This window comes from Phycisphaeraceae bacterium, assembly GCA_019636735.1.
GTDB lineage: Bacteria > Planctomycetota > Phycisphaerae > Phycisphaerales > SM1A02 > VGXK01.
This window is the reverse complement of the sequence record JAHBWY010000002.1, coordinates 456726-483040: the sequence shown is the minus strand read 5'-3', so window position 1 is coordinate 483040 and position 26315 is coordinate 456726. Positions and strand designations below refer to the sequence as shown.

Here is a 26315-nt window from a genome sequence, read left to right as displayed (position 1 = left end):
CTCGCGCTGGCTTCACATTGCCGTCCGCGCGGCGCTCGAGTCACTGGAGGTCGCTGCGGCGATGGCTCGCCGGCCTCTCCGACCAGGCGCGCATGGGACCGATGATCACTCTCGAAGGAGCCCCGGGAGAGTCGCCGCCCCGTATCCCGCAAGAATCCCGATGAGCATCGCACCGGTGCTGTAGATGGGGATGAAGAGGAACGCAATGACCGCGGTCGACGAGGCGTGGGCTCCACTGTAGATCGGATACCACACGGCGACATGGCCCGACACCATCACGAGGAGGATCCCGATCAGCCCGCCGATGACGATGGCGGCGTGACGCGCAGGCTCCATCCGCTCCGCGGTCGCCACGCACACGAGCGATAGCACCAAGAATGGGAAGAGGCCCAGCATCGCGACGAGAAAGAGGTTTTCACCCTCGGCGAATTGCCGACGGAGAACTTCCGCAAGCGCGACTTGCACGCTGTGGTGCGCCACGAAGACCTCGAGTGCGACGATGACCAGCGAGGGCACGAGCAAGCCGAAGGCGAGGATCGCCGCCGACCAGCCGAGCGCTCGATGGACTTCACGGCTCATGGTTGTTCACTCATTGGGCGCGCGGGTCATGCGAAGCTCACAGAACTCCCCCGACGACTCGGCGAGGGGACCAATCCTCGCCATGGCCACGAGAGTCACCACGACTCGACCGACACGCGGTGAACCTCGCTCTTCGTGCGCCGCAGCGGAAGTTCGGAAAGTTCCGGCGGACGCTCGTCAAAGGCCACGCGATCGGTGGCGTACATCACCTGGAAGCGCCACTCCGGCATGCCGTCGAGCACCTGCTCGACCATGGCGTTGAGATCGGCCAGCGAACGGGCGCTCGCCCAGATGTTGACATAGGCCCCCTTGCCGCTGTTGGGTTCCTTCGTCGACTCGACCACGGCCACGGCGTTCCAGAGTGTCATCCCGAGCGATCGGCCGCGCTCATCACGGTTGTTCTCCGGGTCGACATCGAGCTCGAGGTCCCACGCTTCGCGCAACTGGAGCAGCACTTCGTGCAGGTCGGGGGATTGCTCATCCTCGATCTCGAGCACCTCGCGGACCTGCGACGGCGGGTCCCTCTCCATGTCATCGGGAGGCCATGTCTCGGGGACCTCGCGCAGTCCGTGCCTTCGCAGCATCCGCTCGATGTCGGGGCGGAAGTCGATGGGCACATACAGCAGCAGCCCCTTCCAGTTGTCGAGGAAGACCTCGACGAACGGCTCCTCGGCGTTGGCGCCCGCACCGAGTGACGCATCCTCCATCAGGATGGGCTCGAACTCGTCCCAGACATCAAGAAACTCATCGAGCGGAATCGGTTCGCGCCCGACGAAGACATCAACCGTCCGGTACGCATCGGTCGAGTCGATCTCGACGATCGGCGTGACCTCATCAGGCAGCAGCCCGAACGCCTCGCGCACAAGCCCGCGAATGCGCTCGTGGCTCGCGACCACATGAAAGACATAGTGGTCGGGCCCCTCCTGACCGCCTTCGCGGTAATCAATGGTGAATCCCTGCGTCGGTGGCTTGAGATTCACCGGCTCGATGCCGAGCGGGAGCGCAAAGCCGTCGATGACTGAACGCTTGAGATCCTGGCGAAGTTTGAACGCTCTCATGGTGAAACTGACCGCGACCGAACCATCGTACGCCAGCGATCTCGAAACTCCGCTCGTCTATCGGACATCATCGCCTTCGACGACATCCTTGAGCGATGGGAAGGCGTGGCCCTTCATCTGCCCGGCCTTCAAGCGGCGGATGTAGTCGTGATAGGCCCGCATCGCCATCGGCGCGAAGATGATCATGATGGGGATGTTGGCCCAGAGCATGACGCCGGTGCCGAGGGCGGTGATGCCGTCGAGCTCGGTGTCGGTGGTGATGAACCCGACCGTCGAGAGGATGATGAGTGCGCAGTAGATGAGCTTGTAGGGGAAGACTCCACCCTGGCCGACCAGGTAGACGACCGCCTGCTCGCCGTAGTAGCTCCACGAGATCATCGTCGAGACGGCGAAGAGCCAGCAGGCGATGGTGACGAGCCACATCCCGAGGCCCGGATAGGCGCGGTCGAAGGCGTGGCCGGTCAGCGCCGCCCCGACGAAGGCGTTGAAGACTTCGGGCCCGTCAGGTCGAAGCGGATCGGAAGCCACGAACGACATCGGCTTCCACGCGATGTGCAGGTCGCCGTCGACATTCACGACCACTCCGTGGAGTCGTCGCATATCGCGCCCTGTGTTCGCGTCGTCACCGCCACCGCGCACGACCAAGAACACGGTGTTGCGCTCGGCCCACGGGCCCGTGATGCGCGCCGCCTCCGGCATCTTCTTCGGCGCCGCTGTCACGGAGAGCGTCCAGACATCGTCGCATGGCCCCATCTGCCTGACATCGCGGAGCGGCCACTCTCGATAGGGACTTTCACCGATGCCTGGATTGCCGTTCAGGAATCCGACCACCTCGGCATCGACCTTCATGATGCGACCTTCAATGCTCCGCTCGCGCCGACCATCGATGACGGTGATCGAGTCGGCGTGCACCATCGTCGGGGTCTCATCGAACTTCGCCTCGGCGCCACGATTCCACGCGCCGCTCAGCAGCACCACGAGACTGGTGAGCGTGCACACCACGATCGTGTCGATGAACGGCTCGAGCCCTGCGACCACGCCCTCACGCACGGGCTCGTTGGTCTTCGCGGCGGAGTGGGCGACAGGTGCCGAGCCCTGACCCGCTTCGCTTGAGAAGAGCGCTCGCTTCATCCCCCACAGGAAGGCGTAGCCCGCGGTGCCCCCGAGGAACGCGCCGCTCGCCTCGCTCGGATTGAACGCGCTCTTGATGATGAGCGCGAAGACCGCCGGCACATCGCCGATGTTGACCGCCACCACATAGATGGCCGCGAGCAGATAGAGCCCGCACATGAGCGGCACGAGACGACCCGCGACGGCACCGATCCGCTTGATGCCTCCCACGATGACCGCGCCGACGATCAGGGCGAGCACGATGCCCACGCCGACCTTCGGAATGGTCGGGAAGTAGCTGGTGGTGATCTCGGCGACATTCCACGCCTGGAACATGTTGCCGCCGGTGACGGCGGAGATGAGAAGCGTGATGCAGAAGATGCCGCCAACCAGCGCACCAAGCGGCGCGAGCGCCGGGCTGATCTTCCTGAAGCCCTCCTTGGCCACCCACATCGGACCACCGTGCGGATTCTCCGGGTCGTCGGTGTTGCGGAAGAGCATCGACTGGATGACCTCGGTGAGCTTCAGGGCCATGCCGAAGATGCCCACCATCCACATCCAGAAGACGGCGCCGGGTCCGCCGAGGGCGATCGCGACCGCCACGCCCGCGATGTTGCCCAAGCCGACCGTCGCCGAGAGCGCCGCGGAGAGCGCCTGGAAGTGATTGATTGCGCCGGGGTCGTCCTTGTTGTCGTAACGGCCACGAATGACCGCCACGCCATGCGTCAGCGCTCGATACTGGCTGAAGCCGCTCCACACGGTGAACACGATGCCCGCACCAAGAATGATGTAGAGCACAAGGTTGTGCCAGAGCACCTTGTTGACGAGGTCGAGCAGCGAGTTCAGCGTTTCCATCCTGTCAGGCTCCGGGGGTTCGTCGCGGCGATGCACTCGCCACAGGATCGTTCGCGCGCTTGGTCGCCGCGCCAGTTCCGAGCGAATCCGTCGGCGCACCGACAGGGTCGATCGTGGGGGACGCATCAGGGAGCGATGCCGGCGCGGCGGCGCCTTCGCCCTTGGCCGACCATGTCCCCTGGTCCATCAACTCAAGGAGAAGCTTCGCCGCCTCCTCGTCCGGGGAGTGCCCTCGGAAACGCGCGGCGACGCGCTTGAGGTCTTCGCTCGCCTGCGCCATGCGGCGCGAATCTTGAAGGAGGTGATCCGCGGCCTCGGTGATCGCCCTGGCACCGCCCCAATGCGGCACGAACTCCGGCACGACTCTCCGCTCAGCGATGATGTTCGGCAGCAGTCGATTCGGCGTGCGCAGGAGCAGTGCTGCTCCGATCCGACTGAGCAAGCTCACCTTGTAGACACCCACCATCGGCTTGAACTGCCGAGTGAGGTCGAGCGAGACGGTGCCGCTGACCGTCAGCGCCAGCTCGCACCAGGCGATGGCCGCGTCGAGATCGCCTGCGATGACATGCAGGCCAGTGGGGAGACTCGGAACCAAATGCCGGACGAGGCGCGCATGAGCGTCCGTCGCGCAGCAGATCAACCCGACGGTTCCGCGATGACGATCCTGGAGATCGGTGAAGCTGCGCACCAGCAGGCGAAGATTTCGACTCACTTCGCTCGTCCGACTCCCGGGAAGAAGCAGAATGCGCGGGGTGCCCGTCGGCAGCGTGCCGCGACGGGAGTCGATATCGAAGCGCGGCAGGTCGCGGTTGATTCGGGGATGACCGATGAACTTCGCAGGAACCTGGCGCGCCCGAAACCACGCCTCCTCGAAGGGCAGCAGGCAGAGCACGCCCGAGGTGAGTCGTCGCAGCTTCTTCAAGCGCCACTCCCCCCAGGCCCAGAGTTGCGGCGCGACCAGATGCGCACTCCGCACCAGGCGCCGATGCGCCACCTTGCAGATCGGAAAGTTGGCCGCGGGCGAGTCGACGGCCACATGCAGGTTGACCTTGTACTGTCCCATCCATCGGCTGATGCGCCCGATCTCCCGCCGCACGGCGAACAGGCGCGACAGCGAGGAGAGCCCCATCACGCCATCGGCGGCGCTCTCCTCGATGATCTCCGCCCCGGCCTCCCGCATGCGGGGACCGCCCCAGGCGCAGATTCGAAGTGATGAATCCGCCGCTCGCAGGGCCGCGATCACAGGGGCGGCGTGGGCATCCCCGGAGGGCTCAAAGGCGGTAAAGAGGATCACCGCCTGCCGAGCTCGATCGTCCGTTGGGGCTCCACCCATCGCGGCACAAGGTACCATCCCTGCCCTTCCATGCTGAAGCGCACCCACTCCTGCGGTCTCATGCGTCCTGACCACGCCGGCCGAGAGGTCGTCCTTTGCGGATGGGTCAACACCTATCGCGATCAGGGCAAGGGGCTCATCTTCATCGACCTCCGCGATCACGAAGGACTCTGCCAGGTCGTCTTCGATCTCGAGGATGTCAATCCGGAGGTGGTCGCCACCAGCCGCGCCCTGCGCCGCGAGGATGTCATCGGCGTGAAGGGTGTCATTCGCCGACGGGCGGGCGATCCGAATCCGAAACTCGCCACCGGCGAGGTCGAGCTCCTGGCCACCGAGCTCGAGGTCTTCAACAAGGCGGAGAATCCGCCGATCCTCCCCGATGAGTACGAGTCGGAGAAGATCGCCGAGGAGATCCGCCTGCGGTGGCGCGCCATCGACCTGCGGCGGCCCCGCATGCAGCAGATCCTCCGCACGCGAAGCCGCGTGACGAAGGTCACGCGTGACTACTTCGCGGGCCATGGCTTCGTCGAGATCGAGACGCCCTGTCTCATCAAGACGACCCCGGAGGGAGCGCGCGACTTCGTTGTGCCGAGCCGCCTGCATCACGGCCTCTGGTACGCCCTTCCGCAGAGCCCGCAGCTCTTCAAGCAGGTGCTGATGGTCGGTGGATTCGACCGCTACATCCAGATCTGCCGCTGCTTCCGCGACGAAGATCCTCGCGCCGACCGACAGGCTGAGTTCTCGCAGATCGACCTCGAGATGAGCTTCGTCGATCGCAGCGATGTCATGGCGATGATGGGCGGATTTGCGCGGACGCTGTGGCGGGAGATCCTCGGCCACGAGATCGGCGAGATTCCCGTCATGACCTGGCGCGACGCGATGGAGCGCTTCGGCATCGACCGTCCCGACACCCGCTTCGGCCTCGAGATCCGGGATGTAAGCAACCTCGCCGCCCGCACCGAGTTCAGTGTTTTCCGCGATGCCCTTGCGAAGTCACGAGGCCATCGTCGCGGTGCAGTCAAGGCCGTTCGTGTGCCCGGTGGCGCCGAGAAGGTCACGCGCAAGATGCTCGACGGCTATGGCGAGTTCGTGAAGAACTTCCGCGCTGGCGGCCTCCCCTCGGTGAAGGTGGCGGCGGGCGCCGCATCTCCCGGCGGTTCGGCGCCATGCTTCGAAACCGGCTGCGCGAAGTTCCTCGAACCCCTCGGCCGCGAGTTCGTGGAGCGACTTGGACTCGAGCCCGGCGACCTGGTGCTCTTCGGCGCCGACCACTGGGACATCTGCACCAAGGCGTTGGGCGAGCTTCGTCTGCGCCTCGGGCGTGATCTCGGCCTCATTCCCGCGGGGCGCTGGAACTTCCTCTGGGTCATCGACTTCCCGATGTTCGAGTGGGACGACGATGGACGCCGCTGGGTGGCCATGCATCACCCGTTCACGAGCCCCAACCCGGACCAATTCAACCTGCTCGAATCAGATCCCGGCGCCTGCCTGAGCGCGGGATACGACCTCGTCCTGAACGGCAGTGAGATTGCCGGAGGATCAATCCGCATCCACAGGATGGATGTCCAGGAGAGAGTCTTCCAGCTCATCGGCCTCTCCAAGGAAGAGGCTCAAGGCAAGTTCGGATTCCTCCTTGATGCGCTGCGGCATGGCGCGCCGCCTCATGGAGGAATCGCGTTCGGACTCGATCGACTGGTGATGCATCTGTGTCAGACCGACAACATCAGAGATGTCATGGCGTTCCCGAAAACGCAGTCGGGACAGGACCTGATGATTGGCGCGCCCGGTCCCATCGATCAGTCCCAGCTTGATGAACTTCGAGTGAAAGTTCTTGAGGACCCAACTTGACGGTGGGACCGATCGATGCCATACTAAGTCAAGCAAGTCTGCCCCCGGAAGCTCCCGGCTGAGCCGCAAGGTTCGCCGGGAGTTTTTTCTTGCATGATCGTTCGGCGGGCGGCGTGATCGACTCGTGCGGCAACCAACGCCTCTTCCAAGGCAAAGGGCCCCGGCCGTGGTCGGCCGAGGCCCGTCGTGGCTTCATCAGGAGTCTCGCTGAGCGGGATGCGCGCAAGGCCACACGCTCATGCCGATGAAGCGGTCCCTGCCATTCACCGGCACGCTCCCCACGCCCCGAGCAGGAGCGCCAGATCGGCGCCGTCCACGAATCCATCGCCATCGATGTCTCCGGGGCACCACTGACAGGCGCCCCACGAGCCAAGAAGCAACGCCAGATCAGCCCCGTCGATCACGCCATCGAAGTTCAGGTCCTCACGGCACACGACCATCGTGGCGCCGGGCTCGAGCTCGTCGACCGGCACATTCCACCACGAGCTGTCATCGAGATCGGGCTCCGCGATTGACCGGCTCCGAGCGACTCGCAGCCCGCGCCCTGCGTGCGAGTCGTCGAACGCGCGAGTCGGCGATGGGACCCACTCGCGCTCGGTCGACCTTGCATAGCGATGCACGCTGCCTGCAACGACGGCGTGGAGCCGACAGCGGTCGTCGAAGTCCAACGATGTGATCTCCTCACCACCGAGCTCGGGGCAGAAGGTGTGGAAGTCGGCGCTTGCGTCGCGTGAGTCGAAGCCGTACACGCACGCACTGGATTTCGTGGCGAACCAGGCCGAACCGTCGCCGTGGCAGACCGCCATGACCGCGCCGTCACCAACGGGCACCGTCGAAGGAACGCTCTGCACGCGCGGCGTCGAGCCCCTGGCAAGATCCGCGGGCAGTCGAAGAACCTGCTGCATGGAGGGGACCAGGACGACCACTTCGTCGCTGCCGTCGTCGTAGGCGATGGCTCCGCCTTCTCCGGGCAGCTCGTAGGTCGCCAGTTCGATCGCCTCTGGCTCCGCGACCGGATCGACCCCGATCCTGCGCACAGTCGTCCCGGCGAGGATGTAGACATCGAACTGACGGCCGGTGGTCATGGCGCTCGCGCCCGGCGTGACGAGCAGCATCTGATCGGGGAATCCGAATCGTGTCAGGTGGAGCGACGCCGGCACGGCGCCGTCGCCCTTCGTCAGCACGAAATGGCCGAGTTGATCATGGGTGGGGTGAACATCGGCAATAACCGACGCCGGAGGCGCCGGGTGGGGAATCGGGCCGGGAAGGTTGATCGCGAAACCACTGGGATTCAGCGGAAAGGCCAGGATCTGCGTGTCACTGAAGCTCAGCCCCACGGCCGGCCAGTAGATGCCGATGTTGTCAACGATCCGGATTCCGACGGTCTGCGCAGGGCTGAAGTCGAGGACCGTCACCGTTCGGGTCTGGAACCCACCGCCGACAGTGAACTCGAACTGCAGGTTGGTGGTCTCGGCGCGGTTGTAGACATAGTCTGATTGCGTGAAGATGCTGCCGCCCTGACCGGGGTCGCGATAGAGCACGAACGACTCCGTTGCGTTGCGGACTCCCGAGGCGAAGGTGACCAGGTGCCCGTTGCTCCGGGTGACGGCGGGAAACTGGCCGGACCCCTGGCCCGGCTGAATCGTGTATCGCCCCCAGCCCATGCGAATGAGCGGCTTCCACGGGTGCGTCGCAAGGAGGGCGATGAAGTTGTCGGTCGGGAGAAACGCGCCGTTTCCGGCGAGCGCGACGATCGTGAGCTGGTCGGCAGCTTCGCCGAGGAACGCCAGCGTGCCATTCATCGCAGCGCTTCCACCTGTGCCGCACGGGAGGCCGCCACCGGGGGACACTTGCATGAGACTCCCGAGCCCTCCCAAGAGCGTCGTCATCTCGTCGTAGTTCTCAGGAAGACCGTAATTGGTCGTTCCCGGTGGCAAGGTCGGCATGCCATGGTTCGCGGCGTAGCTCAGGATGTTCATCACCGACGTCGGGTAGCAGTGACAGAGGCCGTTGTTCGGCAGCCCGTCGCGGGCCTGATCAAAATCAGGAATGCCGATCCGGAGGTACTGATACTGGGTGGCTGAGGTGTAGTTTGAGATCAGGACATTGCCAGCGGCCATGGCCGCAAGGGCGAGCGTGGCGGCTCCGGCAAGACCTCGAGACTGAACGCGCATTGGTCGGACACTCCTTGTTGATGGATGTGCATGAACCGACTCGGACGATCGAGTCGGCGTCCCCAGAAACGCGGAGGCCAGCGCAGCGTCGCGCCAGAAAACTCCGTGGATTCCGCGCCGGCGGTTCATCGACCCGCTTGATCGTGGCGGACCGTTCAGAGGGTTTCGGGACCTGAGATCGCTGATCAGCGAGGTGCCGCAGCCGTGTTCGAGTGCGGCCGGACCCGGCGCGAGGGACCTACACTCGCCCCTCTCGGAGACGGTGTCGACGAAGCATGATCCATGCGCTGGAGTGTGACCTGGTGCGACTCGAGGAGCACGACGGAGAAGGAGCACCGGATACCGCCCTCGCGGTCGTGGCCCAGCGTCTCTACGAGCAGCTTCACCGGATCGCCGAGCAGCAACTGCGATCCGAGCGGGCCGGCCACACACTCCAGCCGACCGCGCTGGTCCACGAGGCCTACCTTCGACTCCTGAATCAACGCGATGTCGACTGGGGGAGTCCCTCGGCTGCTCTCGGCCTCGCAGCAGCCACCATGCGGCGCGTGCTGGTGGACCACGCTCGAAGCCGGGCCGCTCTCAAGCGAGGCGGCGGCGCCGGACGCATCACGCTCTCTGGTGTCGAAGGTCCCTCTCTCGAGCCCGGAGTCGATGTCCTGATGCTCGAGGAAGCCCTTCGCCGACTCGCCGAGATCGATGACTTCAAGGCGAAGATCGTGGAGCTTCGCTTCTTTGGTGGGTTGACGACTCAACAGGTCTCCGAGGTCCTCAATCTCCCGGCTCGAAGCGTTGATCGAAAGTGGGCGGCGGCCCGCGCCTGGCTCTTCCGTGAGCTGAGCCGCTGACGATGTCGGGCACCCGCGACACCCCGGAGCGGCAGCGCGCTGCGCAGGAGATCCTCGAGTCCATTCTCGACTTGCCGCCGGCTGAACGGCTCGCTGCCGCGTCGGCGCGGGCGAGCGGCGATGCCGATCTCCTCGACGACATTCAGTCGCTCCTTGTGGCGCACGGCAGTGCCGCGGGCTTTCTCGAAGGACCCTGTCACTCGGAGCTGACCGTGCGGCCCGTCGAGACGGATGGGCTGATCGGTCGCACGATCGGTTCGTTTGAGTTGATCGAGCGCGTCGGTCAGGGCGGCATGGGGGCGGTCTACAGGGCGCGCCAGCACTCACCGCGGCGCGATGTCGCGGTGAAGATCGCGCTCCGCGCACTCACGCCATCGGCCGTGCGGCGATTCCGCTCCGAGGGCGCCGCACTGGCCAGGCTCCAGCATCCGTGCGTGGCCACCGTCGTCTCGAGCGGTGTCGACGAGACACTCGGACTGGCGTGGATCGCCCTCGAGTTCATCGACGGCGCCAGATCGATCACCGACTTCGCGCAATCGAAGTCACTCGCGCTTCGGGAGCGGCTTCAGCTCTTTCAGGAGGCATGTCTCGCCGTCCATCATGCCCATCAGAAGGGGGTCATTCATCGCGACCTGAAGCCGTCGAACATTCTTGTTGGCGGCGACGGGCGGTTGAAGGTGATCGACTTCGGCATCGCCCAGCTCCGGGAGCCCGATACAGGACGCCCTGTCTCGACCACCGCCACACACACGGGCATCCCTCTTGGCACGCTGGCGTACATGAGCCCCGAGCAATGTGTCGGCGAGGGCGCCGATGTCCGAAGCGATGTCTTCTCGCTCGGAGTCGTGCTCCATGAACTGCTCTCCGGCCAGGTTCCGCTCGAACTCGACGGCGTCACGCTTGAACGCGCCCTGCGATTGATCAGGGATCAGCCCCCGCCACCTCTTCGACGCCACGCTCCAGACGCACCGCGCGATCTTGAAGTGATCGTTGCAACCGCCATGGAGAAGGACCCGGGTCGCCGGTATGCATCCGTGGCCGCATTCGCCGAGGACATCGGTCGCTTCCTCTCAAGCCGACCGATCGAGGCACGACCTGCGCCATGGACACACCATCTGGCCCTCTTCGCGGCGCGGCATCGCGTGGTTGTGGGGGCGGCAGCCGTGGTGGTGCTGGTGCTGCTGTCCGCGATCTGGGTGAGTCTGCAGTTCGCATGGAAGGCGGAGAGGGAAGCCGCCTCGCGCGCTCGAGCCGAGGCGCTGGCGATCGCGGAGCGTGACGAAGCGACTCGATTGGCCTATCGAGGCACCATGGCTTCCGCTGAAGCGGCGCTTCGCGCAGGCGAGTACCGTCGCCTGCGCGAGCGACTGGCCGAGGCGCCGACTCACCTGAGAGGCTGGGAGTGGCGCTACTTGAAGGCCCAGTCCGAGCCGGGACTCATGGTCGTGCATGGCGCCGGACGGCGCTTCGGCGTGGTGTGGCTCAGCGACGGCGAGACCCTTGCCTCCGCCACCGTCGACGGTGTTGTGGAACTCATCACGATTCCACGGCAGGACCTCGATCAATCACCGCCGACGGGTCGAACGACCGAGGCGCCTCAGAGTGCGCCGGAGCAGCGGGCAGCGCTGGAGGTCGGCGCACGAGTGGTGGCGATCGCGCGCCTTCCCGACGATCGCATCGCCATCGGCAGCGATGAGCGGCAACTGCTCTGGTGTCCGAAGCAGCAGGAGACCGTCGCCCTGTCCAGCGATGGTGTCTCCACGCATGCCCTCGATGTCACCACCGACGGAAGCCTGCTGCTCTCCGCACGCGAGTCGGGCCTCGAAGCTCGATCGCTCCCCGGCGGCGAGCTGCTCTGGCGCGCCGATCTCGGTCCTGTGCGCTGCGTCGCGGCACACCCTGGCCACGAGCGTGTCGCCGCCGTGGGCTTCGCGCGCGGTGGAGGAGCGCTGATCGACCTCGAGCGCGGTCGCACGCTTGCGCTCTGGGAGGATCGGCCTGAGAGCGTCTTCGCCGTGTGCTGGTCGTTGGATGGTCAGTCGATCGTCTACGGTGACGGCCGGGGCGACCTGATCCTGTGGGACGGACGAAGTGAGGTCAGGCGCGTTCCCGGCCATGACCGCGAAACCAGGGCACTTCGACGGGACCCCGCTCGAGGCCTCCTCGTCAGCGCGAGCGGCGATCACCGAGCGGCGACATGGGACGGCGACCTTCTGCCGCAGCGCGTGCTCGCGGGCCATCACGAGTTGGTCTTTGATGTTGCCATCTCGCCGGATGGGTCCCTTCTTGCCACTTCCGGCTGGGATGGAGCGATTCGGATCTGGCCTGCGGAGCCCGCGTCGCCGGACGGCGTGACCATCCACGATGGTCCGCTTCGCGCGATGGCGCTCTCGCCGAGTGAGCGCACATTGGCCCTCGCTGCCGGTCGCGGTCCGCTTGAGCTTCGTGATTCGGCGACGCTCGAGCTCATCGGTTCACTCGATCTCCCCTCCCCGGCCAGCGGCGTCGCCTTTCATCCTCGAGAAGAAGTCGCCGCCGTGGCGCTGGCCGATGGCGAGGTTCTCCTGCTCTCGACCGCGTCGTGGAGAGTCGAACAGCGCCTCCGCGCTCCGCAGCGTCGGCTTGCGGGTCTCAGTTTCTCAAGCGACGGCAGCCGTCTGGCGGTCGGAAGCGCGATGGGCGGTCTGCATATCTGGCGTCGCCGCGAAGGGCCCTCGCCCGCTGACGAGGTCACGGCATACGAGTTCGAGCGGTCGCTCCCCGGGCACGCGCGTGGAACATGGAGCGTCATTCCAGGTCACGACGCGGAGACGATCTTCTCGTGTGGATGGGATGGAGCGGTCGCTCGCTGGGACCTTCGGGAAGGCGGCACCCGGTGGATCACACGCGCCCACACGGATGCCGTGTACAGCCTCGCCCTCCACCCGGATGGATCTCGGCTCGTCAGCGGCGGACGCGATCAGCGCATGGTGGTCCTCGAGACGACGAACGGCGAACCGATTCGGGTCCTTGAGGGCCATGGACAGTGGCCCGTCGCGCTGGCATTCGATCGCCTGGGAGAGCGGCTCTTCTCCACATCGTGGTTCCTGGACATCAAGGTGTGGGACTTTGCGCGAGGCGAAGACCTGCTGACCCTGCATTGCGACGACGAAGCAGCCCTGCGATCGATGGTCCTCGGGAGTGGTCGAGATGAGCTCTTCCTGGGAACCGGACGAGGCACGCTCTTGCGACTCTCGCCTCACCATGTGCGTGATCGACGCGACCTCTCACCGATCGTCCGGCCCGTGGCACCTCGACTTGATCCGCCGATCGAGTGAGCCGTGAATGTGGTGATCTGCGAGCCCGAGCGCTCGACCATGAGTCCACGCGCACCGTCGCTCAGTGCACGCCCTGAGCGGCGAGCCAGCGCTCCGCGTCGAGCGCGGCCATGCATCCCATGCCCGCCGCGCTCACCGCCTGTCGGTAGACAGAGTCCGCCACATCACCCGCGGCGAACACGCCTTCGAGGTTCGTGGCGCTGGAGCGCGTCCGAAGGTGGACATAGCCCTTGTCGTCGAGTTCCACGCCGCTGCCGGCGAGGAACTTCGTCGCCGGTGAGTGGCCGATGGCAATGAACAGTCCACGCACCGCGAGACGCCGTCGCTCGCCGTTGCGAGTGTCTTCAAGTTCAAGCGCCTCGATGCGCTCCTGCCCGATGACATCGTGCACCGCCGTGTGCCAGTGCACCTGAGCCTTGGGGTGCCCGAGAATGCGAGCCTGCATCGCCTTGCTCGCGCGAAACTCACCGCGTCGGACCAGCAGGTGCACCTTGCTCGCAAACTTCAGGAGGTAGCTCGCCTCTTCCATGGCGCTGTCGCCGCCGCCCACGACGGCGAGTTCCTGATTGCGGTAGATCGGCAGCGCACCATCGCAGACGGCGCAGGCGCTCACCCCGCCACCGCTTTGTGCGAGTCTCAACTCATTCGGAAGGCCCAGCCAGTTCGCAGTCGCACCGGTGGCGATGATGACCGAGTGAGCACTGATCGCTCGCGCGCCTTCGGTGCTTTCCTCACCATCGTCGCGAACCAGCAGGGTGAATGGCCGCTTCGAGAAGTCGCATTGCACGACATCCACCGAGTCGACCCTCGTTCCGAAGCGCTCCGCCTGCTTCTGGAACAGACCCATCATGTGAGGACCGTCGACGCCCTCGGGAAAGCCGGGATAGTTCTCGACCTCGGTGGTCAGCATCAACTGGCCACCGGGAAGGACCGGCGCCGGATTCTGCCGAGGGGTCCCGATGAGGCAGAGCGGTTCGAGATTGGCTCGCGCCGCGTAGATCGCGGCCGTCCATCCGGCTGGACCGCTCCCGATGATGACCACTCGTTCGACCTTGCCGTTCTCACCTGCGGTCATGCACAACTCCAGGATGCACGGATTCGACTTCGATGCGGAGCGAGGACGCGAGCCAACGGGCGTCGCGCCGACTCGAACATGCACGGGATCCGGCGCGGACGACCTCGCTCAATCGAGGATCCCCTGCTGCCGAGCCAGCGCCCGCAGCGCGGGGAAGACCACCAGATCGCCACCACGACCATCCGAGGTGTGCTCGACGCCGAGATTGTCGAGAAGGTTCGCGCCGATTGAATACAGCAGGAAGTCGCTGACATTGACCTCGCCCCACTCCGTCGTGACCTTGGTGGGACGGGGAAGCGTCCGATAGAGGAAGGGTCCGTTGTCAGGCATGCCGCGCGCGTCGAGGCGCTTGACGAATGGGTCGTAATTCAATCGCTTGACTGCATAGATCGGGAAGATCATGCCCAGCGTCGCCGGCCAGGTGCGGTTGGCCCTGTAGAAGCCGCTGAGGCCGGCGGCCAACGCGGTCCCGTTGATCTCCACCATGAGCCGCTGCCTCAACTCGAAGGTGGACTTCATGTCCGTCACGGTCAGCATGAGCGCGGCGTACTTGGTGGGATTGGTCTGACTCAGCACCGTCTCGAGTTCCTGAATGGGATCGAACGGTCGCATCCGCCAGCGTCGCCACCAGTCGTCATAGATGTATTCAAGGCGCTTCTCGCTGGCGTCGATGCTGCCATGCACGCTGGCCACGGTGCGCCAGAACTTCGCGGCACCGAAGAGCGCCAGCGGCTGATCGCGCGCTTGCAGCGGACCCCAGATCGCAGCGAATCGATCGGGATCAGCTTGACCGTCAGGTCCGAAGGTCTCCCGCAGCACCGCCACCTGAATGGCCCGATCTCCCTCGGGCATTTCGAGGCGACGCAGCCGCTCGAGATCGGCCTGTCGCAGCGCCGCGTACCCCTCGAGGCCCGCTCGCTGAAAGCTCTGCCAGGGAATCTTCTCAAGATTCGTCCACATGAAGTCACGGTTGACCGAGAGGCAATCCGAGAGCAGCTCCATGAAGAACGACTTCTCCCTGATCGTGCGCTGGTCGGCACCCTGCCGGAGAACTCGAAGGTTGGCGATGGCGATGTCGAACGCCTGGTCCCACTTCTCCTCCTCGCCGAGGCGGTACATCTCCGCCGTCGCGTAGGTTGCGACCATGAGCATGCGGTCGAGGTAGGGGTACTCGACCGCGCCCATCGTGCGCCCATCTCCGAGCCGAACGCAGAGTCCGGCCTCGACGAAGCGGGAGTCGATCAGGGAGCCGTAGGGCATCGCCAGCGCCGTCCCCTTCTGAGCCTTGAGGAGCGCTTCGCCGAGTGCCGAGTTCGCCTTCGCCCACTCCGAGACGCGCGACCAGCCGGTCATGCCGGGCCAGACCGTGGTCGGATTGAAGAGCGGCCCGACCGGTGCCGGAGGCGGAGTCGAAGCGAGGATCGCCTCAAAGAGCGGAAGGTAACTGCGGTTCTCCTTCGCGATGACATCGAACGGCGTGCTCAGCGATCGGGCGAGGACTCGCTCGTCGTTCTGGCCGGCTGCCGGGAGCGTCACGGCCAGAATGGCCGAAGCGGTCAGGAGACGAAGGGTGTGTCGGACGGACGACATGGGCATTCGCATCTCCGGGAAACGGGAAGTGAAAGGCTAGCACAAATGGCCACTTCTCCGTCACTGTGCCGCAGTCACCTTGGCTGCCGCTAGACTGGGCGACTCGACGGAGGCAACCCATGATCGTTGGCGTACCCAAGGAAGTGAAGAAGGATGAACATCGCGTCGGCATGCGCCCCGTGGGGGCGGAGGTGCTCGTCCGCGACGGCCACACGGTGCTCGTCCAGAGCAGCGCAGGCATCGGCAGCGGCTTCTCCGATGAGCAGTTCGAGGCCGCGGGCGCCACGATCGTGCCCGATGCAGCAGCCGTCTGGTCCCGTGCCGACATGGTCGTCAAGGTGAAGGAGCCGCAGCCGCAGGAAGTGGCGATGATCCGCGAGGGTCAGACGGTCTTCACCTATTTCCACTTCGCCGCGGACAAGGCGCTCACCATCGGGTGCCTGGAGCGCAAGTGCGTGAGCTGCGCGTACGAGACGCTGACGGACGATCGTGGCTATCTGCCGCTGCTCACGCCGATGAGCGAGGTGGCGGGCAAGCTCTCGGTGCAGGAGGGCGCGAAGTATCTCGAGCGCCCCTTTGGCGGGAAGGGCGTGCTGCTTGGAGGCGTTCCCGGCGTTGAGCCCGGCCATGTGCTCGTGATCGGTGGCGGCGTCGTCGGAACCTGCGCCGCGCAGATGGCCGCGGGACTCGGCGCGCAGGTCATCATTCTCGATGTGAACATCGATCGCCTGCGTCGCCTCGATGAGTTCATGCCCGCCAATGTCATCACCATGTACTCCGATCCGCAGGCGATTCGCGAGCGCCTCGCGTGGGCGGACCTGATTGTCGGCGCCGTGCTCATTCCCGGGGCGAAGGCGCCGCACCTCATCCGACGCTCCGACCTCCAGTACATCCAGCCCGGTTCCGTCATCGTCGATGTGGCCATCGACCAGGGCGGTTGCGTCGAGACCGCGCGCGTCACGACCCACAGCGATCCCGTCTACACGGTCGATGGCGTGGTCCACTACTGCGTCGGCAACATGCCCGGCGCTGTCGCCCGCACCAGCACCATCGCACTGACCAATGTGACGCTGCCCTGGGCGCAGAAGCTGGCGAAGTACGGTCCGCATCGGCTCGCGCAAATGGATCATCACTTCGCGAACGCCGTCAACACCGATCGAGGTCGCCTGACGAACCAGGCCGTGGCCGAGGCGCATGACCTGGAGTTCGCGGGCGCCGTGCAGGCGTGAGCGAGTCCGGGCGCCAACCGATGAGCGGCTCGACGCCCGAGACGCCGCCCCCCTGCCCCGATCGAGTCAATGTGCTCCTTGTCGGGAGCGGCGGTCGCGAGCATGCGCTCGCATGGAAGCTGCGACAGTCGCCGCGCTTGGGACGACTCTGGGTCGACCCGCAGGCCAACGCCGGCCTGCGTGAACTGGGCGAGCCCTGCCCACACTCGATCGCCCCCCAGCAGCGCTTCTTCTTGAAGCAATGGTGCGATGCCGAGGGCATCGACCTCGTGGTCATCGGCCCCGATCAGCGCCTCGAAGAGGGGCTCGCCGATGCGCTCGAGGCGGCGCCGAAGCGGCTCGTCTTCGGTCCCAAGCGAGCCGCGGCGCGGATCGAGTGGGACAAGGCCTGGGCCAAGCAGATCATGCGGACCGCCGCAGTCCCGACCGCTGAAGCGCGGGTCTTCGACCACGCCGACCAGGCGTTCGCCTATCTCGACACCCGCGAAGATCCGGTGGTGATCAAGGCCGCAGGCCTCTGCCTCGGCAAGGGCGTGGTGGTCGCCGACACCCGCGCGCAGGCGGAGGAAGCCATCCATCGCTTCATGGTGGAGCGGATCCACGGCGACGCAGGATCCACGGTGGTCATCGAGGAGAAGCTCGAAGGTCCCGAAGTCAGCCTGCTGGCCCTGGTCGACGGTCGCACGCTCTGGATGCTCGACTCGGCCCAGGATCACAAGCGGGTGGGCGACGGCGACACCGGCCCGAACACTGGAGGCATGGGCGCCTACTCGCCCACCCCGATCGCCACGCCCGAGATTCTTGCGCGGGCGGAGCGGGACATCCTCATTCCGGTCATCGACGCCATGCGGCTCGAAGGCGCCGAGTTCCGAGGCGTGCTTTACGCCGGGCTCATGATCACTCCCGCTGGACCCAAGGTCCTCGAGTTCAACGCCCGCTTTGGCGACCCGGAGACGCAGGTGATCATCCCCCGGCTCAAGGGCGATCTGATCTCGATTCTCTGGGCAACCGCCTCGGGGCAACTCGACTCGGCCGAGATCTCCTTCGACTCGAGGCCGGCCTGCTGCGTCGTCGTCTGCGCCGAGGGCTATCCCGGCGCGGTCCGCAAGGGCGAGGTCATTCACTCGCTCCCATCCACGGGGGCGGCGGCGGGCGGCCGCGGTGACCTGACGGACGATTCCTCGACCGAGGTTCTCCTCTTCCACGCTGGAACCCAGCGCGACAAGGCCGGTCAGCTCGTGACATCCGGCGGCCGGGTGATCGGAGTGACCGCGCTCGCTCCGACGCTGGTCGAGGCATGCCAAGCCGCCCGAAGCGCCGCCGAGCAGGTTCGGTTCAAAGGCGCGTTCCATCGCCGCGACATCGGAGCGAAGGCGATCGGCAAAGCCATCGTGCCAACGGAATCGGACTTCCGAACACCTGCCTGAAACCGCGTGGCGGACCTTTGCGGACCCTTCGCGCTGCGGCGGCGCTTGTGGGTCCCCAAAGAGCCCCGTAGACTTGTCGGGCAAGGGGAGGCGGCCCGATGGTTCGCGCCGTCATTGATTCCAGACCTTCGCCTGCGCGAGCCCTTCGTCCGCATCGGCCTGCCGTTCACCACACTGTTCAGGAGTCGCACCTTGTCCACGATTCGTCTCTCGGTTGCTGTGCTCTCAGCGACGCTTCTCTCAGCCTCCGTGCTCGCGGAGTCTCGAGGCACTCCCGACGCGGCCCGACAGGCGCCGATCGCCGCGCAGGACGCGAAGGCGAAGGATCCCGGCGCTCCTCTCGCCGATCTGCGCGGCCGCGATGATCTGAAGGCGGCGATGCCTCAGGCGACGCGCACGCCGCGTGAACGAATTGCGAAGACTCCGTCGCCACTCCTTCAGGACCCGGCGCACCGACACACCGGACGCTCCACGGCCACCGGTCGTGTCATCGTGAAGTTCAACGATGAACTCAAGGTGCGCGCGCCGCGGTCACCCAGCGCGGTTGTGCAGACCGTCGACGGTGTCGCGCTGCCTGCCGTGACCCAGATTCTCTCGCAGTACCGCGCCACCGCATGGCAGGCGCTCGACAAGTCGCCTGAGTGGCTGAAGGCCGTCGAAGAGAGGGCTGAGTCCAACAGCGGCATCGCGGCACCCGACCTTGCTGGCATGATCTATGTTCAGCCGGACAACGATCTCGTTGGATGCGCCCGTGCGCTCAACGAGCTGCCCGAGGTTGAGTTCGTGGTGATCGAGCAGATGGCCTTCCCCGCCCGTCAGCAGGCCGGCGCGCAGACCGGGTGTGCGTCCGCCCCCGGAGACCCGTGCGAACTCCCTCCAGGAGCCGTCAACTGCAACAAGCCCGGTATTCCACCGGGTCTGCCCAACATCAACGGACGCTGCTCGAATTTCGTCTTTGGTTCCGGTTGCAGCAACAACTGCGCTGAGCCCTGCGACAACGGAGCGAACGACTTCGATTGCATCTGGGGGTGCAACGATGCGACATGCTGCGGCACAATCTCCACGGTCCAGCCCGGCTGTGTCGAAGGTGGTTGGGACGCGCTCTGCGCCTTCTATGCCAACCTGCTCTGCAATCGGACCGTCTACGACCCCTTCCTGCCGGTCTCGGGAAATCAGAGTTCGCTGCCCGGCTCGTACAAGTACGACCCCTGCTTCGCCCTTCGCACTGGCCCGAATCCAGGTGCACCCGATGCAACGATCCAGGCGACGACGCTCAGCGCCCTGGGACTCGGCGGCGCGTCCTTCCCCTTTGAGCTCGTGGCCGTCACTGGGTACAGCACGGCTGTCGCGCCGCCACCCATGGGCGATGATGGTCTGACGACCGCAGTCGCGATCACCGGTGTGAACCCGGCGTTCCCCTCCTCGGCGCAGCTTGCGATGCAGGATCCATCGTTCGAGCGCATTGGCTATCAGCTCAACGGCGGCTGCTTCAATGTTCGGCCCGGCAACCGAGGCTGCTCCAACACCCCGTGCTGCGTCTATGTGTGCGTCATCGATCAGACCTGCTGCATCATCGGCTGGGATGAGAACTGCGTCCGCCTCGCTCGAACCGCCGATCCGATCAACCCTTGCGTGCAGCCTCTCGCGGGCAACATCGCCGCGAGCACCAACCCCGGACCGGCCGATTTCCCGGTTCTGAACCAGGGGAACTTCCCCGCGGGCGGCGCGACGCCCGACTTCACACCCAAGATCGTGACGACAGGTTTTGGTCTTCAGTCGAGGAATCTCCAGGCGTGGCTCACCCGATCCCCCGCAGCCAGTTCACTTGAGGATCTCTCGGGCACGCCGGGCGTCGGAATCTCCACCATTCTCGCTCCGACGAATCAGGGCCAGCTTGATTCGTCGCGCATGTTCCTCAACAGCGGCTTCCGCGGCGGCGGCTTGGACATTCAGGGCTTTGAGAGCGCTCTGGCCGCGATCGGTGTCGCTGGCTCAGCGGCCCGCGGCGGCGGAATCGTCATCGGAGTCGTCGACAACGCGGCATTCGTCGATCATGAAGAGTTCGCTGGCCGGGTTTCCGTTGAACCGGGCATCGAAATCGTCACCTCGGCCGACGCTCCCGTTGATCCTCACCACGGCACCGCTGTGCTCGGCATCATGCTGGCTGCGGCTGACGGCAAGGGCATTACGGGTGTCGCTCCAGACGCCACGGGCATCTTCTTCCCCGCCTTCGGTGGCGGCGGAGTCGGTGGTCGCCTTCTGAATGCGCTCGGATCGGCAGTTGGCACGCTGACGACAGGCGATGTGCTCCTGGTTCCTCTGGATTTTCCGGTCGTGATCACTGATCCGCTGACTGGCGGCACGACCTCGCTGGGTGGCACGATCCTCCAAAGCCCGGAGATCTACCTGCTCTCGGTCGTGGCTTCGCAGATCGGCATCGCCGTCGTGGTCGCCGCCGGCAACGAGTGCAGCCCGGTCGTGACAAGCCCCGGTACCGCCCCGCCAAGCGCGGCCGTCGTGGTCGGCGCCGTCTGGCCCGGACAGCCCCGCTTCCCCGCGCTCTATCAGTCGTTGCGATATTGCCGACTGCCCTTCAGCAACTTCACGAATCCCAACTCCGACCCCGGCCAGAACGAGGTCGATGTCGCAGGCTGGGGTGCCTATGTGGCGACCTGCGGCTACGGCGACCTGTGGCGCGGCGGAGCGGCCAACTCGAACAACCGTACCTACACCATTCAGTTCGGCGGCACTTCGGCGGCATCGGCCATGATTGCTGGCTGCGTTGCTCGAATGCAGAGCGCCACCAAGGCCCTCTTCGACGCACCACTCACTCCGCAGCAGGTGAAGACCACGGTGCGTCTCAATCGGTTCCTTCAGTGCGGCGTGCCCCAGAACAGCCCCTTCCAACTCACTTCGGCGATCCCCTGCGCGGGTGACACGGTGAACGATGGCGAGTTCCTCGGCATCGGAGGCTTCATCGACTTCGGGCCTCAGGTCGTCGCGACCCTGACCAATGAGCCCATCGGGAACTTCCCCGAGGGAGTCATCAACTACGAGATTCAGATTCTCGTCGGTCGCCTGCTCAGCGGCTCTGTCTTCAGCCTGCTGAGCGTCGACGGAAACCAAGTCCGGATCCGAGCGGCGCGGGCCGGTGGCGGCACCGTTCCACCGGTCGGACCCGGCATCTTCTACCCCTCGACGGCGGTCATCTCGGACATGCTTCTGACTGTCACGACCATTTACGACGAGCCTCAGCAGCTTTCGAACCTCTCGATCACCGCGATCGGCGAAGCGATCCCGAGCAACAGCGTCTACACGATGTTCTTCGTCTTCAATGTGCAGACGAATCGCTGGCTCCTGCTTCCCGACACGCTGACCTTCTTTGATGACGAAGGGGGCGGAGTCGTCAACATCGGCTCAGGTTCCATCAACCTGCTCTACAACACCATCAACCTCATCGACACATCGAGCGGTCAGGGCAAGGTGCGATTCCGCCTCGTCACGATCGGGCCGCCGACCGTGAACACCTATCAGACATGGTGGGACTTCGTGCAGGTTCAGCCGAATCCGCCGCTCGAGCCGCCGATCCCCTGCTGGGTCGCGCGGGAGGTCTACGGCGCGAACAACCCGCGCTGGGTCTACTTCCGCACATGGCTCGACCGCCACGCTCCGTCGGTGGTGAGGGATGCCTACGACACCTTCGCACCAACAGCGGCCGAGTGGCTGAAGAGCCAGCCGACCGCGAAGAAGGCCTTGCGCTCCATGATGGATGTGGCCATCGGCCAACTGAGTCATGAGGAGATTCGCACGGCGATCAAGCGCTTCGGATGGAGCCCCGATGGGCAGATCTTCCGAGCTCGCGTGAACCATGCGGTCTCGAAGGCGCTCGAGGAGCGCGCGCTGGCGATGCCGGAGTAAGCCGCTCTCAAGGCTCAACACGACCAGACCTCCTGGCTGCATGCAGCCAGGAGGTTTTTTCTGCGCCAAGGTTGCTCTCTCGCGCCGCGGCAGGGCTCTCGCGTGACCACCCAGCGCGCCGCGGGTTCACCGCGGCCACGACTCAGAGGCCCCCGCAGGACATCAAGAAACGGACAGGGCGGGATTTGAACCCGCGATACGAGGCGGTACCCCGTATACCGGTTTAGCAAACCGGCGCCTTCAGCCGCTCGGCCACCTGTCCCTTCGTGCTGGACTTGCCGAGCACGACGAGCCGAAGTGTAGCGTGGGAGTCCTCCCTCGTGGAGGCCCGATGACCTACGCTGGCCTCTCCCCCCACCTACGCCATGATGGAACTTCTCCATGAATTCATGCGGCTCTTCACCGAGCTGCCTCAGTTTCTGACCGAGTTCGTCCACGCCTATGGAGCGTGGATCTATGTCCTTCTCTTCCTGATCATCTTCTGCGAGACGGGGCTCGTGGTGACCCCCTTCCTGCCCGGCGACTCGCTGCTCTTCGCGGCGGGAGCCATCGTCGCGATCACTCAGCAGCCCGATGAACAGGCGGCCGGCACGGTGGGCCTGAATGTCCACCTCCTGGTGATCCTGCTCATCATCGCCGGAGTGATCGGGGATGCGGTGAACTACCACATCGGGAAGTGGATCGGGCCGCGGGCGTTCACCGATCGCTACCGATTCCTGAAGAAGCAGCACCTTGAACGCACCCATCGCTTCTTCGAGAAGCACGGCGGCAAGGCGATCATCCTGGCCCGATTCGTGCCCATCGTGCGCACCTTTGCCCCATTCGTCGCAGGCATCGGCACGATGACCTACCGGCGCTTCTTCGCCTACAACGTGATCGGTGCGATCGTCTGGGTGACGAGCTTCGTCTACGCGGGGTATTTCTTCGGAAACACGCCGGTCGTCAAGGAGAACTTCACCCTCGTGATCGGCGGCATCATCGTCGTGAGCGTCATGCCGATCGTCTACGAGTGGTGGAATGCACGGCGGGCGGCGAAGCGAGCGGCGGCCCAGAGCGTCCCGGCCGCATCGCCGGGTCCGGGCGGCTGCTAAGCTTCCTGCCCCTCATGCGGATCCACGAACACCAGGCGAGAGCGTTGCTTCGAGGCGCCGGGGTCGCCACCCCGCGATTCTCCGTGGCCCACAGTGTCCCCGATGCCGTGACCGAGGCGCAGCGACTCTTCGGCGAAGGGGCGAAGGAAGTCGTCATGAAGGCGCAGGTGCATGCCGGAGGCCGTGGCAAGGCTGGCTTCGTCAAGCTGGTGCGCTCCGGCGAAGAGGCCCGCAAGGCTGCCGAGTTCATGCTCTCCACGCGAATGAAGAGCCCGCAGACTCCGCCCGAGGGCCTCGAGGTTCGCACGCTGCTCGTGGCCGAGGCAGTCGAGATTGCGAAGGAGTTCTATCTCGCGGTCACCCTCGATCGCTCCGTGCGGACCAATCTTGTGATCGCCAGCGCCGAAGGGGGAACCGAGATCGAGACGGTCGCCGAGGAGCGCCCGGAGGCGATCCTGCGCGTGCCGATGGACCCTGTCACCGGCCTCGCTCCCTACCAGGCGCGTGAGATCGCCTTCAAGCTTGGCTTCCATGGCCGACAGGTGGCCCAGGCGGTCACGATCATGCTGCGCCTCGCCAAACTCGCGGTCGATCGCGATGCAAGCCTCGCCGAGGTGAATCCGCTCGTGGTCACGCCTCCTTCGAGTGAGCATCCCGACGGACAGGTGCTCGCCATCGATGCCAAGTTCACCTTTGATGACAATGCCCTCTTCCGGCAGAGCGAAGTCGCCGACCTATTCGATCCGACCGAGGAGAACCCCGCCGAAATCCGCGCGCATGAGTTCGGCCTGAGCTATGTGGCGCTCGACGGCTCGATCGGGTGCCTCGTCAACGGCGCCGGTCTCGCGATGAGCACGATGGACCTGGTGAAGCTCCATGGCGGCCATCCCGCCAACTTCCTCGATGTCGGCGGCAGCGCCAGCGAGGAAGCGGTCGGAGAGGCCTTTCGCATCATCCTTGCCGACCCTCGTGTGAAGGGCGTCCTCGTCAACATTTTCGGCGGCATCATGCCCTGCGATCGCATCGCCCGCGCGATCGTCGCCGCGGCAACGCAAATCGGCTTCAAGGTTCCACTCGTGGTTCGTCTCGAAGGCACGAATGTCGATGCGGCGAGGCGGATTCTGAAGGACGCCCAGCGCAGCATTCCCACGATGCAGGCGGCCAGCGATCTCACCGACGCGGCGCGACGGATCGTGGCGGCGACCGGCGCGAAGGCAGCGGCGCTTGCCTGAGGCGTCTCCGCCGATGGATGGCGAACGCCTCATTCTCTTCGACATCGATGGCACGCTCCTGCGAACGCAGGGGGCAGGCATGGCCGCGATGATCGAGGCGCTCTCCCGGCTCTTTCCCGCGCAGCGCTTCTCATTCGATAGCATCCCCGTCGCCGGACGGCTCGACACGCTCATCTGGCGCGATCTCGCCGAGCGTCACGGCATTCCCGATGAACCCTCGGTGCATGCTCGCTTCCGCGCCACCTACGCGGAGTGCCTCCGCGCAAAGCTTGACAGCGCCCCGGGCTCGACGCGAGTCATGCCCGGAGTGCCGGTACTCCTTGATGCGCTGCGCGGGCGCCCGGGCGTGCATCTTGGCTTGCTCACCGGCAACTACAGCGAAACGGGCACGCTCAAGATTCGTCACAGCGGACTCGATCACACTCTCTTCAAAGTGAACGCGTGGGCGGAGGATGGGGAGAGCCGTCGGGCCCTACCACCAGTGGCCATCCGACGCTTTCATGAGCAGCACGGCCGGCCGATGGACCCCGAACGCGTGGTCATCATCGGTGACACGCCGCATGATGTCGATTGCGCCCTCGCGACCGGCTGTAGGGTGCTGGGCGTGGCGACCGGCGAATTCCCGCGCGACACCCTCGCCGAGCACGGCGCGCACATGGCGCTCAATGCACTCGACGACACCGGGGCGGTCGTCGAGTGGCTCCTCAACTCGTCACACTGACAGGCTGTCCACAGCCGCTGCCACCGCCTGCGAAGCACCAGAGCGTCGACGCCCTTCCCGTATGCTCGGCGGCCGGAGGCAAGGATGGGAACCGAGTACGGCCTGTGGTGCCGAGACTTCTACATCAACCAGAAACTGGCGCTGAAGCTCGACCTGCCCGCGGGTCGGGAGCCGGTGCTCGAACTCTTTGATCGCGTCCGCAAGCAGGCGCCGTCGCTCAGGCACCTGCGCCGCTTCGACCAGGAGATCGTGCTCGAGAGCGACGACCACGATCGGACCTTCTCCTGGGTGACCATGCGGCAGACCTCGCTGCGCAGCGGCATGGTCAATCCTCCGTCGCTCGACGCCGCGTATGCGCTCCATCGCACGGTGCTCGAAGTGGCGCCGTGGTACCTCTCGATCTCTCCACTTGATGTCGAGCATCTTGAACTCATCTTCTGCTTCGACTTCGAGACCGAGGGCAATCGCGATCAGATCATCTGGGATGCGCTCCTTGCGGAGTCGCCACTTGCGGCATTGGTCGACCTTCAGCAGGAGCGCCCCATCGATGTGCAGCCCTTCATGGGGCTCTCCCTCAGCCCATCGAATGACCTCCAGGCCTACTTCGAGGTGAAGAGCCGGACCAAGAGCAGCGAACCGACCGTGGTTCGGGCGGGTGAGGAGCCCATCAGTGTCTATCTCACCGTCCGGCGCAGCGGACCGATCCAGGCGATCGCCGAGTTGCCCACGCTGCTGGCCACGCTCTGCGGTCACGCCGAGCGGCTTGCCGAGGATCGCGTGATTCCACACATCGTCAAGCCGATCCGTGACGCGATCACCGCGTCATAGATCGTGAACATGTCGGACCGGGGCCTTCCGTGCCCGAGCCTTCGGCTTCTCGCAGCGAGCGAGCCGCCCTACCGGTAGGAGTGTG

Annotated in this window: 17 protein-coding genes and 1 tRNA gene; 10 read left to right on the top strand and 8 right to left on the bottom strand. The window is 65.4% G+C overall.

The annotated features are described in order from the left end of the window. Positions 1-105: 105 nt before the first annotated feature. The 4 genes from KF724_04060 to KF724_04045 all read right to left on the bottom strand — a co-directional run bounded on the left by KF724_04060 (position 106) and on the right by KF724_04045 (position 4935). Positions 106-579 (bottom strand): hypothetical protein, encoded by a 474-nt coding sequence (locus KF724_04060; GenBank protein ID MBX3354855.1) that lies wholly within the window; start codon positions 577-579, stop codon positions 106-108. A gap of 95 nt (positions 580-674) precedes the next feature. After that, the gene (locus KF724_04055; GenBank protein ID MBX3354854.1) at positions 675-1637 is read right to left on the bottom strand and encodes a hypothetical protein; all 963 of its coding nucleotides are present in this window, start codon (positions 1635-1637) and stop codon (positions 675-677) included. 57 nt (positions 1638-1694) lie between these two features. Beyond that, on the bottom strand, positions 1695-3602 hold the full coding sequence (locus KF724_04050; protein MBX3354853.1) for a sodium:alanine symporter family protein: 1908 nt from the start codon (positions 3600-3602) through the stop codon (positions 1695-1697). A 4-nt stretch (positions 3603-3606) separates the two neighbouring features. Beyond that, positions 3607-4935 (bottom strand): hypothetical protein, encoded by a 1329-nt coding sequence (locus KF724_04045; GenBank protein MBX3354852.1) that lies wholly within the window; start codon positions 4933-4935, stop codon positions 3607-3609. A 30-nt stretch (positions 4936-4965) separates the two neighbouring features. Here KF724_04045 and aspS point away from each other — a divergent pair, with 30 nt between their 5' ends. Continuing rightward, positions 4966-6783, top strand: a complete 1818-nt coding sequence (gene aspS, locus KF724_04040) for an aspartate--tRNA ligase (protein ID MBX3354851.1) — start codon at positions 4966-4968, stop codon at positions 6781-6783. Between the two features lie 263 nt (positions 6784-7046). Here aspS and KF724_04035 read toward each other — a convergent pair whose 3' ends face one another. Further along, entirely contained in the window at positions 7047-8957 is a 1911-nt protein-coding gene (locus KF724_04035; protein MBX3354850.1) for a hypothetical protein, read from the bottom strand. A gap of 275 nt (positions 8958-9232) precedes the next feature. Here KF724_04035 and KF724_04030 point away from each other — a divergent pair, with 275 nt between their 5' ends. Continuing rightward, positions 9233-9802, top strand: a complete 570-nt coding sequence (locus KF724_04030) for a hypothetical protein (protein MBX3354849.1) — start codon at positions 9233-9235, stop codon at positions 9800-9802. 2 nt (positions 9803-9804) lie between these two features. After that, a complete protein-coding gene (locus tag KF724_04025) occupies positions 9805-13119 on the top strand; it encodes a protein kinase (GenBank protein ID MBX3354848.1) in 3315 nt (1104 codons plus the stop codon). Positions 13120-13180: 61 nt separating this feature from the next. On the opposite strand, the gene KF724_04020 is transcribed toward KF724_04025, so the two are convergent. Then, complete coding sequence (locus KF724_04020) at positions 13181-14194, bottom strand: FAD-dependent oxidoreductase (GenBank protein MBX3354847.1); 1014 nt, start codon at positions 14192-14194, stop codon at positions 13181-13183. Between the two features lie 108 nt (positions 14195-14302). Beyond that, complete coding sequence (locus tag KF724_04015; protein ID MBX3354846.1) at positions 14303-15784, bottom strand: hypothetical protein; 1482 nt, start codon at positions 15782-15784, stop codon at positions 14303-14305. 119 nt (positions 15785-15903) lie between these two features. Between KF724_04015 and ald the strand changes: the two genes are divergently transcribed. From ald to KF724_04000, 3 genes are all read left to right on the top strand, one after another. Next, the gene (gene ald / locus KF724_04010; GenBank protein MBX3354845.1) at positions 15904-17013 is read left to right on the top strand and encodes an alanine dehydrogenase; all 1110 of its coding nucleotides are present in this window, start codon (positions 15904-15906) and stop codon (positions 17011-17013) included. After that, positions 17010-18440, top strand: coding sequence for a phosphoribosylamine--glycine ligase (gene purD, locus KF724_04005; protein ID MBX3354844.1), 1431 nt, complete (start codon positions 17010-17012; stop codon positions 18438-18440). The genes ald and purD overlap by 4 nt, the downstream gene beginning before the upstream one ends. 192 nt (positions 18441-18632) lie before the next feature. After that, positions 18633-22358, top strand: a complete 3726-nt coding sequence (locus tag KF724_04000) for a S8 family serine peptidase (GenBank protein MBX3354843.1) — start codon at positions 18633-18635, stop codon at positions 22356-22358. A 170-nt stretch (positions 22359-22528) separates the two neighbouring features. On the opposite strand, the gene KF724_03995 is transcribed toward KF724_04000, so the two are convergent. Next, positions 22529-22620 (bottom strand) — tRNA-Ser (locus KF724_03995). A 127-nt stretch (positions 22621-22747) separates the two neighbouring features. Here KF724_03995 and KF724_03990 point away from each other — a divergent pair. From KF724_03990 to KF724_03975, 4 genes are all read left to right on the top strand, one after another. Then, positions 22748-23449 (top strand): DedA family protein, encoded by a 702-nt coding sequence (locus tag KF724_03990; GenBank protein MBX3354842.1) that lies wholly within the window; start codon positions 22748-22750, stop codon positions 23447-23449. A 14-nt stretch (positions 23450-23463) separates the two neighbouring features. Beyond that, a complete protein-coding gene (sucC, locus tag KF724_03985; GenBank protein MBX3354841.1) occupies positions 23464-24681 on the top strand; it encodes an ADP-forming succinate--CoA ligase subunit beta in 1218 nt (405 codons plus the stop codon). A 13-nt stretch (positions 24682-24694) separates the two neighbouring features. Continuing rightward, positions 24695-25402 carry a haloacid dehalogenase-like hydrolase gene (locus tag KF724_03980; GenBank protein ID MBX3354840.1) on the top strand — a complete coding sequence of 236 codons (708 nt, stop codon included), beginning with the start codon at positions 24695-24697 and terminating at the stop codon, positions 25400-25402. A gap of 84 nt (positions 25403-25486) precedes the next feature. Next, complete coding sequence (locus tag KF724_03975; GenBank protein ID MBX3354839.1) at positions 25487-26230, top strand: hypothetical protein; 744 nt, start codon at positions 25487-25489, stop codon at positions 26228-26230. Positions 26231-26315 lie beyond the last annotated feature (85 nt).